Annotated in this window: 7 protein-coding genes; 3 read left to right on the forward strand and 4 right to left on the reverse strand. The window is 56.0% G+C overall.

All coding sequences use genetic code 11. From position 1 onward, the window contains the following. Nucleotides 1–51 precede the first annotated feature (51 nt). Nucleotides 52–7,518, reverse strand: a complete 7,467-nt coding sequence (locus DXY30_RS02420; RefSeq protein WP_115093211.1) for a YadA-like family protein — start codon at nucleotides 7,516–7,518, stop codon at nucleotides 52–54. Between the two features lie 244 nt (nucleotides 7,519–7,762). Between DXY30_RS02420 and DXY30_RS02425 the strand changes: the two genes are divergently transcribed. The 3 genes from DXY30_RS02425 to DXY30_RS02435 are packed head-to-tail and all read left to right on the forward strand — an operon-like array spanning nucleotide 7,763 to nucleotide 12,776. Beyond that, entirely contained in the window at nucleotides 7,763–10,996 is a 3,234-nt protein-coding gene (locus DXY30_RS02425; protein ID WP_115093212.1) for a sulfotransferase family 2 domain-containing protein, read from the forward strand. Next, nucleotides 10,996–11,862, forward strand: a complete 867-nt coding sequence (locus tag DXY30_RS02430) for a sulfotransferase family 2 domain-containing protein (RefSeq protein ID WP_115093312.1) — start codon at nucleotides 10,996–10,998, stop codon at nucleotides 11,860–11,862. Before DXY30_RS02425 ends, DXY30_RS02430 begins: the two co-directional genes overlap by 1 nt. Next, on the forward strand, nucleotides 11,859–12,776 hold the full coding sequence (locus DXY30_RS02435; RefSeq protein WP_170951101.1) for a hypothetical protein: 918 nt from the start codon (nucleotides 11,859–11,861) through the stop codon (nucleotides 12,774–12,776). Before DXY30_RS02430 ends, DXY30_RS02435 begins: the two co-directional genes overlap by 4 nt. A 169-nt stretch (nucleotides 12,777–12,945) precedes the next feature. Here the strand turns inward: DXY30_RS02435 and DXY30_RS13865 are convergent, their stop codons facing one another. From DXY30_RS13865 to DXY30_RS14515, 3 genes are read right to left on the reverse strand one after another with little or no spacing between them, the layout of a single operon-like run. Next, the gene (locus DXY30_RS13865) at nucleotides 12,946–13,119 is read right to left on the reverse strand and encodes a hypothetical protein (protein ID WP_170951102.1); all 174 of its coding nucleotides are present in this window, start codon (nucleotides 13,117–13,119) and stop codon (nucleotides 12,946–12,948) included. Nucleotides 13,120–13,128: 9 nt separating this feature from the next. Next, the gene (locus DXY30_RS02440; protein ID WP_170951103.1) at nucleotides 13,129–13,338 is read right to left on the reverse strand and encodes a HEPN domain-containing protein; all 210 of its coding nucleotides are present in this window, start codon (nucleotides 13,336–13,338) and stop codon (nucleotides 13,129–13,131) included. Beyond that, on the reverse strand, nucleotides 13,335–13,469 hold the full coding sequence (locus tag DXY30_RS14515) for a hypothetical protein (protein WP_256359538.1): 135 nt from the start codon (nucleotides 13,467–13,469) through the stop codon (nucleotides 13,335–13,337). Before DXY30_RS14515 ends, DXY30_RS02440 begins: the two co-directional genes overlap by 4 nt. Between the last annotated feature and the right edge of the window lie 23 nt (nucleotides 13,470–13,492).

The raw sequence follows: 13,492 nt of genomic DNA on the forward strand, positions 1-13,492 counted from the left end.
AATGAATCAAGGAGATTGGAATGGATTTGGAGGCTATAAAGATTGGATCAATTACTTCTGGTTCGAGAGAAACGATTGAACGCGGTTCATTAGCGCGTCGAAACGAGATTGCTGTGCTTCTAGCTTGTCTTCCAGTTCTTCGATTCGAGCATTCTGGCGCCGATCTTCTGCTTCTGATTCTGCTTTTTCGTCTTCGAGTTCAGTGATGCGCTCTTGGAGCATGGCGATCAAGACGTCCTCTTCTTGCGTTGCCCCGTTGTTGCGCTTCTGATCGTCGATGAGTTTTTGCAGACGAGATCGAAGTAGATCAATTTGCTCATCTCGTGAGGAAACATCAGTTTCCAGTTTGGCAATGGTCTGCTTCACCTCGGTGCGGTACCAGAGTGACTGCACTGGAGGTGCTGAAGACAGCTGTTGATTTGCCTCTGGAATGCTCTCAGAGGTGTTGCCTGTCCAATCTTCACCACTTGGCTTTGCTTTTGGAATGCTCGCCTTCTTTGATCCACCACCGCCGATGGGGAAGCTGAATCCCACTCGTCCGGCCAGGGAGCTTGTGGAGCCATAATGATAGTCAACGGTGGGTGAATAGGCAATAGCACCGTTGAGGTGGATGCTGTCTTTGATTCGAGCGGCACAACCGCCGGCGATGGCGTATTGAGAGCCGAATCCGCCTCCAGCAAACCCGCAACGGAGTGGCTCGTCAGGATCGAGAGACACCTCGGGGATGCCGGAAAGGGCTGCACCCATGGCGCCAGCCGCTTCTGCCGCATCACCGAGAGAGCGTGCAGCACCCTCGAGCTTGTTGATATCTTTCCTGTTTTTTGCAATGTTGTTGGTGTTGTTATTGATTTGCTGGATGTTTTGATTAATTTGATTGGCATTGTCGATTATTAGAACTCTGTTGTCGTTGATGACGCTTGGGTCGAATGTGCTGTTAAACAACTCGCCATCATTGCTAACGCCAACAAGCGAATTGCCTCGGCCAGACAGGCTTGGAACCTGCACTTGAGTGTTCCCGTTGCCAAGAGTGATGTTGCTTCCTTTGAGGGTGGTCTTGCCGTTTGCAGAGGTCAGAGCATTGGTACGCTTCAAGGTTCCATCATCATTCACCATGACGGTTGAGAGTTGTTCCTGATTGGTCGAAATGTCGATCGACTTGGAACGTTGCAGACTCGGCGCTGTGATCTCAACTTGAGGGCGTGCCAGCACCATCTGGTCGGCTCGTGTGGTTGTGCTGCGTGCACCGATGGCGATCGAATTGATGTGGGTCGCTTTTGCACCAGCGCCCAGAGCAATGGATCCGGCCGCTGTGGCGCGGGTTCGTGAACCGATGGCGGTTGTGTTTTCAGCGGATGCTGTGGCGTTGTCTCCGTAGCACTCGGCTCCATTTGCATCGTCTTCGCATTGCAGTGCATTGAAGCGTTCGTCGCTGATGTTGAGTCCGACGGTGTAATCGGTGGAGTAGTTGTTGTCCTGATCAAAACCACCTGATGCGGTAACGGTGATTTTGCGATCCGATGCTGAAACAGTACTCTTGTAACCGTTGATTGCGCCGTTGGAATCGAGATCAATGTTGCTTCCAGTGTTGATCTCAATCTGGTCGTTGTTATTGATGTCTATACCATCACCGGTGGCGATTTCGATACCATAGGTCGTGGTCTGTGTGTTGGCGTTGTATCGCCACGAGACAGTGGCTCCATTCGCGGTTTGTGTTGACTCTGCGTCAGCAACAGCACCTGCTTGGGTTGCGGAGTTGTAAGCACTAACGGTGTAAGTCGTGACGTCGTCGGTATCTCTGCTGGATGTCACCACCGTGTTCAAACCTTCCTCGACGATCGACGCGGCTTTATTGATGATTGTGGAGCCCCCATCGAAGCGGATCGTTCCCGAGTTCGTGTCAATCGTTGCCCCGCTTTCGATCCGCAGGCCAGATAGCGTGCCATCGCCATTCGCCACGATCATGTTGAATTCAGTGCCGTTGTTGGCGACGCGCTCTGTGGCAAGGTTGCTTGCGGTGATCTCCGTTGTTGCTTTTCCGAGCACGATCTGAGAATCACGTGTGGTTGATGCTTCTGCACCAATTGCCGTGGCATTGGCATGGCTTGCCACAGCCGAGCTGCCAAGGGTTGTAGATCCCGTTGCGGTGGATTGTGCGTTCGAACCGATCGCAGTGGTGCGATCACCGGTGGCGATTGCACCTGTTCCATAACACTCGGCACCATCACCGATGCTCTCGCAATCGAGAGGTGTTCCAGCTGAATTCCAATTAATGGTGCTGGAGTTGCCGTTGTTAATGACATCGATATTGTTGCCGCCATTGATTTCAACGGATCTATCGCTACTCCCACCGCCTTCAGCACTGATGGTGTAAGTGGTGACGCGTCCGTCGTTGCTGGTTTCAACGGAGACGTTGTCCCCTGCTACGACGACCGCTTCATTAGCCTGAAGGGCGCCATTGTCATCGATGCTGATGCCGTTGCCTTGGCTCACATTGACTTCAATCTGACCGTTCTGATTGATAGTGATGCCATTGCCGGTGTTCACCGAGAGGTTGAGATCGCCTGTGGATTGATCAACCTCTACCTGCAATCCATCGCCAATGCTGGAGCGGATCAGGGTGCCATCGCCATTGGCCATGACCGCCCCGAAGCTGGAAGGATCCTGACCACTGACTGATGTTGGCTCTGCCAGGTTTGCGACGGTGACTTCTGCAGAAGCAGAGCCCAGCGCGATCTGGCCGGAACGGGTGGTGGAAACGTTCTGGCCGAGGGCTGCGGAACCTGAGTAATTCGCAACAGCACCACTACCAAGGGCAAGCGTGTCGTTTTGAGCAGCATTGGCCTGGACGCCAAAGGCAAACGAGCGATTGCCCAAGGCTTGCGCTTCTTCTCCAATCGCGAGTGAGCTGATGCCGGTTGCATTGGCAAGCCTGCCTACGGCAACTGCGTCTTGACCGATGGCACTGGCATAAGCGCCGAGGGCTGTGGCGCGATCAACTGCACTCGCATTCGAACCAACGGCGGTGGCACCTTGCCCCGTGGCGTTAGCACTCACACCAAAGGCAGAGGTGGCATCACCAATGGCTTGTGCATCTTGGCCAAAACAGGTGGCGCCGTTGCCCTCTGCAATGCAATTGAAGTTGGGGGCAATGATGTTGACCTGCGGTGGAACTTCAGCAATGGCGGCAATAATTTTTCCTCTCGAATCAACCGTGAGGTATTGCGTGCCTCCGGACTGATTGGAGCCTTCTTCACCGGGCTTGTTGGCGAGACCTGGGAGAAAGTAGTCCGTTTCGCCATCACCTTCTCGTCCGAGCGTGACGGAGGAATTAGAGCCATCTAAATCTTGTTTGGCGACTGATCCAGCACCAATCGCGGTGCCGTTATCGATGTCTGAGCGAGCACCTGTTCCGATGGCAATTGAGTTGAGGCCCGATGCCTCTGCTGCATCACCCAGTGCAGTGGAACCAATTCCACTTGCAATGGCATCAGAACCCAGTGCAACGGCATCCCTTTTATTGGCTAGAGCGCCTTTTCCGACTGCGGTGGAGTCAATTCCAAGTGCTTGAGCCTGGAAACCAATTGCTGTGGCGTCGCCAGCAGTTGCGTTACCCAAGGTTCCAAAGACACTGGCGTTGGGGCCAGAGGTGAAAGCAGATGTGCCAAAAGCAAGATCGTTTTTGCTGGCGGCCATTGATGCTGCGCCAAACGACATGGAGTTCTCGCCGGCTGACACAGCACCAGCTCCATAAGCGCTGGCGCTGACTCCCGTCGCTTGGGCGGCTGTGCCCATGGCTGTGGCATTCGATGCGTTGGATTTGGAACCAGCACCGAAGGCCATGGAGCGCTCTCCACTGGCACTGGCTTGGGTGCCATAAGCACTAGCCGATTCCTGGCTGGCGAAGGCTTCGGTGCCAACAGTTGTGGTGTTCGGTGCAGAGGAATTCGAGAGAATACCGATGGCGATGGCATCGGCCTCGGAAGCTGATGCATTGGTTCCAATCGCTAGAACGCTGGTGCCCGTCGCCCTGGAGAATTGTCCAATGGCCACAGCGCAAGTTTTATTCGAGAGGCTGCCAGCACCGAGAGCGATGGTGCGTACATTCTGTGCTCGTGCAAGGTGTCCGACTGCGATCGCTCCCTGGTCGGTGGCTTGTGATCCTTTACCAAGGCTGGTCGAGTCTTGACCACTCGCCGTTGCTTTTAAACCAAAGGCTGAGCTGTTGTTTGCACTTCCAACTGCTGCGTGACCGATTGCCGTTGCATTCGTCCTGTTTGCAATGGCAGCATCTCCGATGGCAATTGAATCTTTTGCAGTTGCTGCTGCATCAGTGCCAATCGCGATGCTGTTGGCATTGCTGGCCTCGGCGTCGTAGCCGATTGCTATCGACTGATTGCCAGAGCTGCTGGAACGGGTCCCAACAGCCGTTGCTCGGAAGCCAGATGAGGTTGAGTTGTAACCAATGGCCGCTGATGCATTGTTACTGGCACTGGCATAGCCACCAATAGCAGTTGTTCGATTCGATGTTGCTTGGGACTCGTAGCCGACCGCAAGAGTGGCATTGCCTGTTGAATTGCTGAACGCGCCAATGGCCTGAGATCTCAGTCCTGATGCATTGGCTTGAAAACCAACAGCTGTACTGGCGTTGAGCGTTGCTGTTGAAAAAGCACCAATGGCAGTGGCGCGATTACCAGTGGCTAGTGAATTTCGAGCAAAGCTGGCTGAATTGGCGGCAGAAGCATTGGCTCCATAGCCAACTGCTGTTGAGCCAAGAACGGCTGTGGATGAACTTGCCGCTGCAGAAGCATTAGCGCCAATGGCGGTTGTGAACTTTCCAGTGGCATTAGCGCCAGGTCCATAACAAACAGCATTCGTACCATTGCCCTCGCAATTCAGAGATTCAAGGTCGTTATCACTAATCGTGGAACGAGAAAGTGTTCCATCGCCATTAGCAACAATGAGCGAAGTGCTGGTACCACTGAGGTTGGCAACAGTAACCTCCGTTGCTGCTTTACCAAGCATTAACTGATCATCACGCGTGGTAGCTGAGCCAGTACCAATTGCTGTAGATCTGCTATTGCTTGAAGTGGCATAGCTACCGACGGCAGACGAATTCTCACCAGAAGCAGTTGCATTGGCACCAAAAGCTTGGGAAAGGAAGCCACTAGCAACGGCTAAGGCACCCACAGCTGTTGAGCACTTCCTATTGGCTCGGGTTAAAACACCGATTGCAGTAGCTCGTTCACCCGTTGCTTTGCTGACTGTGCCAAGAGCTGTGGCATCGTGCTTGCTGGCTAAAGATTGCCTACCAACGGCCGTTGATTGAGTGCCAGAAGCCTCCGCCTTCTCTCCAATTGCTGTGGCATTTTCGTTCGTCGCTGCTGAGCCAGCACCAAATGCAGTGGCTTGATTTCCGGACGCTTCAGCGGCATCACCAAAAGCACTGGAATTGACCTTTGTAGCCTTGGCTTCCGTACCAATCGCTGTTGAATTGGTTTCACTTGCGACTGAGGATGTACCAATAGCAATCGCATCCAGTCCTGAAGCTGCTGCTGAATATCCAAAAGCGATGGCATCCTCTTTAGTTGCGGTGGATGCTGTACCGAAGGTTGATGAATTAGCTCCAGAAGCTACGGAATTCACGCCATGAGCGATGGCACCAGTCTCACTGGCATTCGCGCCTGCACCAAAGGCCATCGAGGCCAAGCCACTGGCATTGGCCAATGTTCCATAGGAACTGGAATAGTTGGCTTGTGCCAAAGCAGAGGTACCAACTGCTGTGGAGTTGATTCCTAATGCGTTCGCTGTGTAGCCAATTGCAGTGGCATTAATGGCTGTGGCATTGGCCTTCCAACCCACAGCCAATGCACATTCTGCGCTGGCCTTACTTCCAGTGCCTAAAGCTGTTGAGCGAAAAGCAGTTGCATGCGCTAGGTGACCGATAGCTGTAGAGCCTTGTTGTGTCGCTTTGGACTTAATACCGATGCTGGTGGAATCGTTCCCGGAAGCTGTGGACGTAAAACCAAATGCCGAGCTGTTCTTCCCAGTAGCTTTTGAACTATCTCCATAAGCAGTGGAATTCTCTCCACTCGCTTGTGAGTCAGTACCAGTAGCTGTTGAGTTGCTTGCGCTAGCAACTGAAGATTTACCAATGGCAATGGCATCCGATCCAGAAGCCTTAGCGAGATGACCAACGGCGATGGCATCTTCAGCTGTTGCATTGGCTGCTGTGCCAAAGGTCGATGAGTTAGCGCCTGAGGCTGTTGAATTCACACCATGAGCGATTGCACCAATCTCACTAGCATTCGCCTGAGCACCAAAGGCCATCGAGGCAATGCCACTGGCGTTCGCCAATGTTCCATAAGAACTGGCATAATCGGCTTCTGCTTGAGCCGATGTACCCACTGCGGTGGAGTTAATTCCAACTGCATTAGCTGTGTGGCCAATTGCGATGGCATTTGTGGAAGTGGCGTTGGCATTCCAACCAAGTGCCATCGAGCATGTTCCATTCGCAGTACTTCCAGATCCAATAGCGATGGACCGTTCAGCATCAGCATTTGCCAAATGGCCAACTGCTATAGACCCTTGTTTAGCTGCTTTGGCAGAGGCTCCAATACTGGTCGACGATGCTCCAGATGCTCCCGCATTCGGTCCAATAGCAATTGCAGATTCGGCTGAGGCGTTGGCTTGAAATCCCGATGCTTGGGAGTAATTAGCTATTGCTTTTGCTTGAGACCCCGATGCCTGGGAGCCAATGCCAGCGGCGTTGGCCGCAGCGCCCAGAGCAATAGAGCCATTTTCAGTGGCTTGGGAAGCAGCACCAATTGCCGTGCTATTGGAGCCTGTGGCCTTTGCCTTATCTCCTAAAACCGTTGAATTTTCTTGGTTAGCAACACTCAGACGACCTACGGCAATGGCCCCATCTTCGGAAGCTTCAGTCAGCACACCAATAGCGATGCTTCCTTGATTGAGAGCCTTTGTCCCATTGCCAAGTGCAATTGATCTTTGGCCGGAGGCATTAGCGTTGTTGCCGATGCCAACTGAGGCAACACCTGCGTAGCTCGAGCGGCCAATTGCCGTTGAATTTCTATTGGCAGCACGAGCTGATGCTCCAATCGCAGTGGCGCCATAGTCGTATGAATTATCGGAGTTAGGGATCGCCGCGTTTGCTGCTGTTCCGATCGCGGTGGAGTTTTTCCCGTAGGCGTTGGCAAGAATTCCTACGGCTGTGGAGTTCACTCCATTGGCGATGGCACTCATTCCAATTGCAAATGCCCCTTCGCCAATTGCAGTGCCTCCCTCTAATGACTGTGGGCTTTCTGCTTTTAATGGAAGCGGGTTGGCAGCTTCACTTACCAGCACTCCCACGCTGCCCAATTGCCCAAAAACAGCCCAACTGGCGAAGAGTGTCTGCGCTGATCTGCTCCAGCGACGGCTACGGCTGCTGCGACGTGTCTGACTGCCACGGCGATAGCCGGCCAATTTCAGAACGAGCCTCAGCAGCAGCGATTGACCCAAAACGTCCGAAGTCGATCTATTGAGTGACTTTGTTGAGTTCGATTTGGTTTGGCATGGCTTTGTAAATGTGTCTCGCTGAGACTCGAACTAATCGGACCATTGCTATTTTTTTGCTGTTGTTGCAAAGATTTTTTTGATACCTCGACGTCAGCAGTTGCTGATGGTCTCGCTATGAGATTGCAATGTTGGCGGTGTTTCTCGCCGAAACACCTTTAATCTCCACCATATTGTTTTTCATCAGGGGATGGCGGCTTTCGGTGCACTGGAGCGCAGCCTCGTCCTCGTGATTGCTGAGGTGCGCTGGTGCGTCGCGCCAGTTCCCAAGGTCGCTTCCACCCTGCTGAAGCGTCTGGCCGTGATCGCCTCGGGGCGGGAGCCAGAAGAAAGGGCGTCTGTGGGTGAAACCCGTCCAGCCCTGGCCATCCACCGTTCGGATGTGCACCAGCTGCCGTCCTTTGCGCAGTTGTTGCAACAACAACAGGAGCAGCTGCTGGCCGACCCCCATGGGCTGCGTCTGGCAGTGACACGCCATCCCGGAGAGCGCCTGCTGTCGTTCTGGCACGACAAGTTGCATCTGGCCGATCCGGCCTATGCACCACTGAATGCCTCGGTGCAACTTTCGCGGGGTCGCTATGGGGAAGAGGCCTGCCGCTTCCAGGATTTTCTGGCCTACTTGGAGGAACATTGGCAGCCGCTGCAGAGCGATGGGCACCTGCGTCCGCAGAGTCAATGGCTTGGTGAGGCTGAGCTGTTTAATCAGCGGTTGGATCGTGATCAGTTGATCAAGGCTTTGCCGCCTTTGCTGGAGCCGTTGCTGCCCGCTGAACGTCTCCAGCGGATCCAGCATGAGTTGCAACGCTACGACCATCAGTTCCGGCAACGGCTCGCCAAACGCTGGGAAGACGCATACAGCAAAGACGGTCTGGCGCGATTGGAGCGCCTGTATGGAGCCGATCTGGAGGCCTATGGCTATGAGCTGCCGCGTCGTCGGGGCGACAAGGTTCGCCCTCTTGCCGCCGTGGATACGGATGCCCTGGTGGATCCGCTGCAGCAGCTGCGCGATCGCCACCTCCAGATCGCTGGGCTGCAGCAGCAGTTGCTCGAAGCCCAGCAGCAACTCAGTGTTGCCCAACAGGCCTTGCAACGGCCGCCGCTTGCTTCCATTGATCCACCGCAGGGCCAGTGGCCAGCACACAACAGCCCTGAGTCGGGCCTGGCGCACCTTTATGAGGCCATCAACCAGAACCGCTCCCAGGAAGCGCTGGATCAGGTGGCCTCCCTGCACAATCATCCCCATGCTGGTGAGGTTGCTTATCTGGCAGGTCTGGCCCATGCCCAGTTGGGACAGTATGAGCAGGCCCTGAGGGCCTACGAGCGGGCTCAGGCCGCTGGCTTTCTGACGCCCTATGTGCTGTTCAACGGCGGTAATGCCTGCAGAGCTGTTGGCAATAGCATGGAAGCCATTCGGCTTTATCGAGAAGCTCTTGAGCAATTCCCTAGCTTTCGAGAAGCCCACACGAACCTGTCACAGGCCTACCTCGACGCGGGGGATCGCGATGCGGCGGAACGGCAGCTGCGCCTGCTGCTGCGGGATCAGCCAGCTGCCTACCAGGCTGCTTTTGCACTCGGCAACCTGCTGCGAGAGCTCAAACGTGATGCCGAATCCGTGGAGGCGTTCCGGCTCTGCCTCGAGCATGCACCGACCTACGCCGATGCTTGGAACAACCTCGGCCTGGCCTACGGGGCCCTCAAACAACCGGCAGCGGCGATGGCCAGCTACCGCCAGGCACTTGCCATTGATGCCAACTTCAAACCTTCACGCCAGAACTTGGCCCAGGGGCTGATTCAGGAGAAGCGCCACGGCGATGCGCTCGAGCAGTTCGAACTGCTCAGCGGTCTGGCCTCGCTCACACCGATGGAGACGGTGATCGGCCTGCAGGGCCGCATCGCTTGCCTGATGGAGCTGGATCGATATCAGGTCGGGTTGTCGGTGGCGGATGCCGTCAGTGACGACAGGCGTCTCCAGTTGATGGCTCGGCTGCATGTGCTGCCGGTGCTCTACAGCGACGATCAGCAGGTTGCCGAGGTTCGTCGGCGCTGGAGCGACGACGCCCATGAGCTCTATGCCCTGCTCGAAGACATCAATCAAGACGACGCTGCCTGGCCCGAGCTGTATGCCCATGCCTGGTCGTTGACCAATTTTTACCTGGCCTATCAGATGGAGGACGACCGGCCGCTGCAGGAGCTGTACGCCGGCATCCTCGATCGGATCCTGCGCCCGAAACTGGCCAAATTCATGCAGCCCCGGCCCCAACGCGATCCAGCCGACCCCCGGCCCCTGCGGGTGGGGGTGATCTCACCACATCTGATCAATCACAACGGCTCGATCTGGGCGCTGGGGTGGTTGGAAGCCATCGCTGGCAATTCCGGCTACGAGATCGTCAGCTACAACATCGGCGAAAGCGAGGATTCAGGCACTGAGCGCTTTGGGGCCCTTGGCACCTATCGCCACATACCACTGAAGCCCGACAATCCTGAGCCGATGCTGCAGCAGATTCTCGACGATCAGCTCGATCTGCTCCTGTTCACCGACATCGGCATGCATGCCGCCAGCAAGGTGGCCTCGGTGCTGCAACTTGCTCCGGTGCAGGGCCAGGGCTGGGGGCATCCGATCAGCAGCGGTTCCCGCACGACCCACTACTACTTCTCCGGTGAGGGGATGGAGCCCCCCGGCAATGAAGCCCATTACAGCGAAACCCTCTACCGCCTCCCTAAGACTGGTCTCAACTACGAGACACCGGCGGCGATTCACGATGGCCAGCTGTTGTTCGAGAAGTTCGATCTACCTCGCGACCGGCCGATCCTCAACTCGCTGCAGAGCACCTTTAAGTACTTGCCTCGCAACGACTGGACCTATGCCGAAATCGCCAAACGTCACCCCGAGGCTTTCATTGTGCTGGTGGGGCATATGGGCAGCAACAGCATCTGTGATCGCCTCTACGAGCGCATGCGTCCTCATTTCGAGCACCGCAACCTGGTGATCGAGGAGCATCTGCGCATCCTGCCCCGCCTCGACTATGGCGATTTCATGGGCCTGTTCGCCATCAGCCACCACACCATCGACACGATCGACTGGAATGGCGGCAACAGCTCCATGCAGTCGTTCTCCCTCGACTGTCCCGTCGTCACCCTGCCCACCGCCTTCATGCGCGGTCGCCACACCGTGTCGATGCTCGAAGTATTGGAGTTGCCTGAGCTGATCGCCAAGGACGTCGACGATTACCTCGCCATCTCGGTGCGCTTATTGCAGGACGCGGGCTTTCATGCCGAGATGAAGCAGAAGATTGGAGAGCGCAAGCAGCGCCTGTTCCACGACAAATCAGTGGCCGTCGCTTTCCAGACAGCAGTTGAAACAGTCTGCCGGCAACGGCCAACAGTGGGTCAGCTTCCCCTGGAGAGCCAGGACCTGGCGGCATGATGCTGCAGCTCCAAGCCCACGACCTCTTGCCCGGTCGCCGGGTTGATGACCCCGCTTGCGACTGGGCCCAGATTCAGCTGCGGATGCGTGAGGGCGTTCAGCTCTCCCCTGTGTTGCCTGTTGGTGGTGATGCTGGCTTGGTATGGGTTCCCAAGAACGGGTGCAGCACCCTTAAGCGGGTATGGCTCCAATTCCAAGGTGCCGATTGTCAGCGGCCTGGCTTTGATCCCCATAGCGCCGCGCTGTCTGCCACCCATTGGTTGAACCCAGAAGAGCTGCGCGCCGTTTCAGACCATCGCGCTTTGGTAGCGATTTGGCGTGATCCCATCGATCGGTTTGTCTCGGCCTGCCGCAGCCATTTGGTTGAACTCACCACCGGTGCGATGTACGCCAAGTTGCGTTCCTCCAGCCCTGATCAGAGTGGTTTTGACAATGCCTTGCGCTTTCACGATGAACTGTTTGCAGGCCACGGCGTTCACTCTTTTGCCGATGATGCTGATCCGGTGGATGTGATGAATCAGGTGGCTCTGCAGTTGCCGGAATGGATTGCCTGCCACATCGATTGGAGCCACCACACCATTCCCCAGATCAACTTTCTCGGTGGTGATCCGCGTTGCTATCGCACGATCTTGGGGATGGAGCAGATCGATGCGCTGGTATCCCATTGGGCCAAGGCGTCGGGCTTACAGCTCGATCTCACACCGCAGCATGTCTCCAGCCAAGAAGAAACTAATAATCTATGGCGGCGCCTGAAGCGCGATCAACTCAGCGCAGAAGCCATCGCTGCACTGCAGAATTTTTACGCTGGTGATTTGGCCTTTTTGGAGTTGGCGCAACAGCAGCTAGGGGCTTGGCAGGCGGCATGACGCAAGCATTCCCTCCCTTATTGCAGGGGCGCTCCGAGGCCGAGCGCCTGCAGTGGGCCCGCTGGGTGTTGGGTAGCCATAGCGATCAGTTCCTCCCGGAGATGGTTGCTGCTGTGGATCAGCTCAACCGGCAATACCCCATTGAGCAGGGCCAGCCCGTTGTGAATCCAGGGGCAACGTCCAATGATTTGGTGGTGATTGCCACCCAGCGCGGCCGTCATTGCGTGGTGTTTGATCAGCCCCTTGCGTGCCCAGTCGTTTTGTTTGATTGGAACGGGGAAGGCCTAGAGCCCGGCAGCAATCCCCACGGCTTTGATGTGATCAGTGTGGCAACCGAGTGCAAAGGCCATCTGATGGAAGAGGCCTGGAAGCGACTGCCGCCGCCAGCAGGTGACCACTACATGGGTTTCATCGATGACGATGTTTTGATCAGTGCCAGCGCGATCAATCGGCTGCTGGCTGTGGCACGCATCCACAACCTCAGCGCCGCCCAGCCGGCGGTGAGGTTTGGCAGCAGTCTTTGTCAGGAATATGGCTGGCTACGGCAACGGGCCTGCACGACGCTGCACCGGGTGCCGATTGTGGAAATCATGTCTCCATTTCTTCGCCGTGATCTGCTTGATCTGGCGATGCCTTTTTTGACTGGTGTCCGCAGTGGCTATGGCCTCGATCGGTTTGCCCTGCCGCTCTGCGCCGCCCATCTCAATGCTTGGCGCTTTGGCGCTGTTGATCTCACGCCACTCACCCATGTGCGCGTGTTTGGTTCGCTTGAGAAACGCTTCTCCAATGGCTTGCGCAGCAAGGAGGAGGAATATCTCGTGCGTTTGCGGGTAATGCTCGCCATGGGCTTTGACGTCGATCGTGAGATCTACGAGCGACTTGAGGCGGCTGTAGCTCCAGCGATTTTGGCCTGAGCACTGACCTTATTAAATCTAAAAACGTCGAACTTCAGCGCGAACACGTCAACTGGCCGCAGGTCTGGCGCTGTTGATCAGTGCTTAGCCAAATAATTGAAGCTCGGCGTTATCGATGATACGCACAATTCCGAGCCAAAATTATGCCTATTTCGTGCTCAATTCGTGCCTATTTGGTGATAGCAGCTTTCGCGAAGGCCATCACCTGCTCCGCGACGCCGCGCGCCTCGTCGCTGTCCTCAGCCTCGAAACGATCGGCGAGTGCTTCGCTCTCGCTGGGATACAGCGTTTCGCTGTTCATCCGGCTCAACGCCTTGAGCCGCACAGTGCTGATGGGTGTCAAGTCGACCCCTCATGCTTCCAGGTTCTTCACAAGGCGATCCAGCGCGTGGCTGTAGGGCGGCAGGGAGCCCAGGGAAATCAACAGGGCCTTCAGCGCTTTTTCGGTGGCCTGGCCGAAGTGGTACCAAGACTTGCTTTGAAAGTCTTGTTGGGCGGTGAGTTCAGTAACAGCCCAATCGCTGTTGGCCTGGAGCATCCAGGCATCAGCGCGCGGGGTCATGACTGGCCCAGGCGCACGGCATCGCGACCGATGGCGCGCCAGTTTCCATTGCGCCGCTCCTGCCATTCCAGCTCGGTCAGCGCCAGCACGCTGGCTTTGCTGCAGTTCGGGGCAACGGCCAGCACATCCACATCTGAAAAGCCATCCCAGTCGC

The organism is Synechococcus sp. UW106 (assembly GCF_900474015.1).
Lineage (GTDB): Bacteria > Cyanobacteriota > Cyanobacteriia > PCC-6307 > Cyanobiaceae > Parasynechococcus.

What these genes read in the sequence shown, in the direction of transcription:
- DXY30_RS02430 (WP_115093312.1), top strand. Translation starts at nt 10,996, where the DNA reads ATGCTGCAGCTCCAAGCCCACGACCTCTTGCCCGGTCGCCGGGTTGAT.
- DXY30_RS02425 (WP_115093212.1), top strand. Translation starts at nt 7,763, where the DNA reads ATGGCGGCTTTCGGTGCACTGGAGCGCAGCCTCGTCCTCGTGATTGCT.
- DXY30_RS02440 (WP_170951103.1), bottom strand. Translation starts at nt 13,338, where the DNA reads ATGACCCCGCGCGCTGATGCCTGGATGCTCCAGGCCAACAGCGATTGG.
- DXY30_RS02435 (WP_170951101.1), top strand. Translation starts at nt 11,859, where the DNA reads ATGACGCAAGCATTCCCTCCCTTATTGCAGGGGCGCTCCGAGGCCGAG.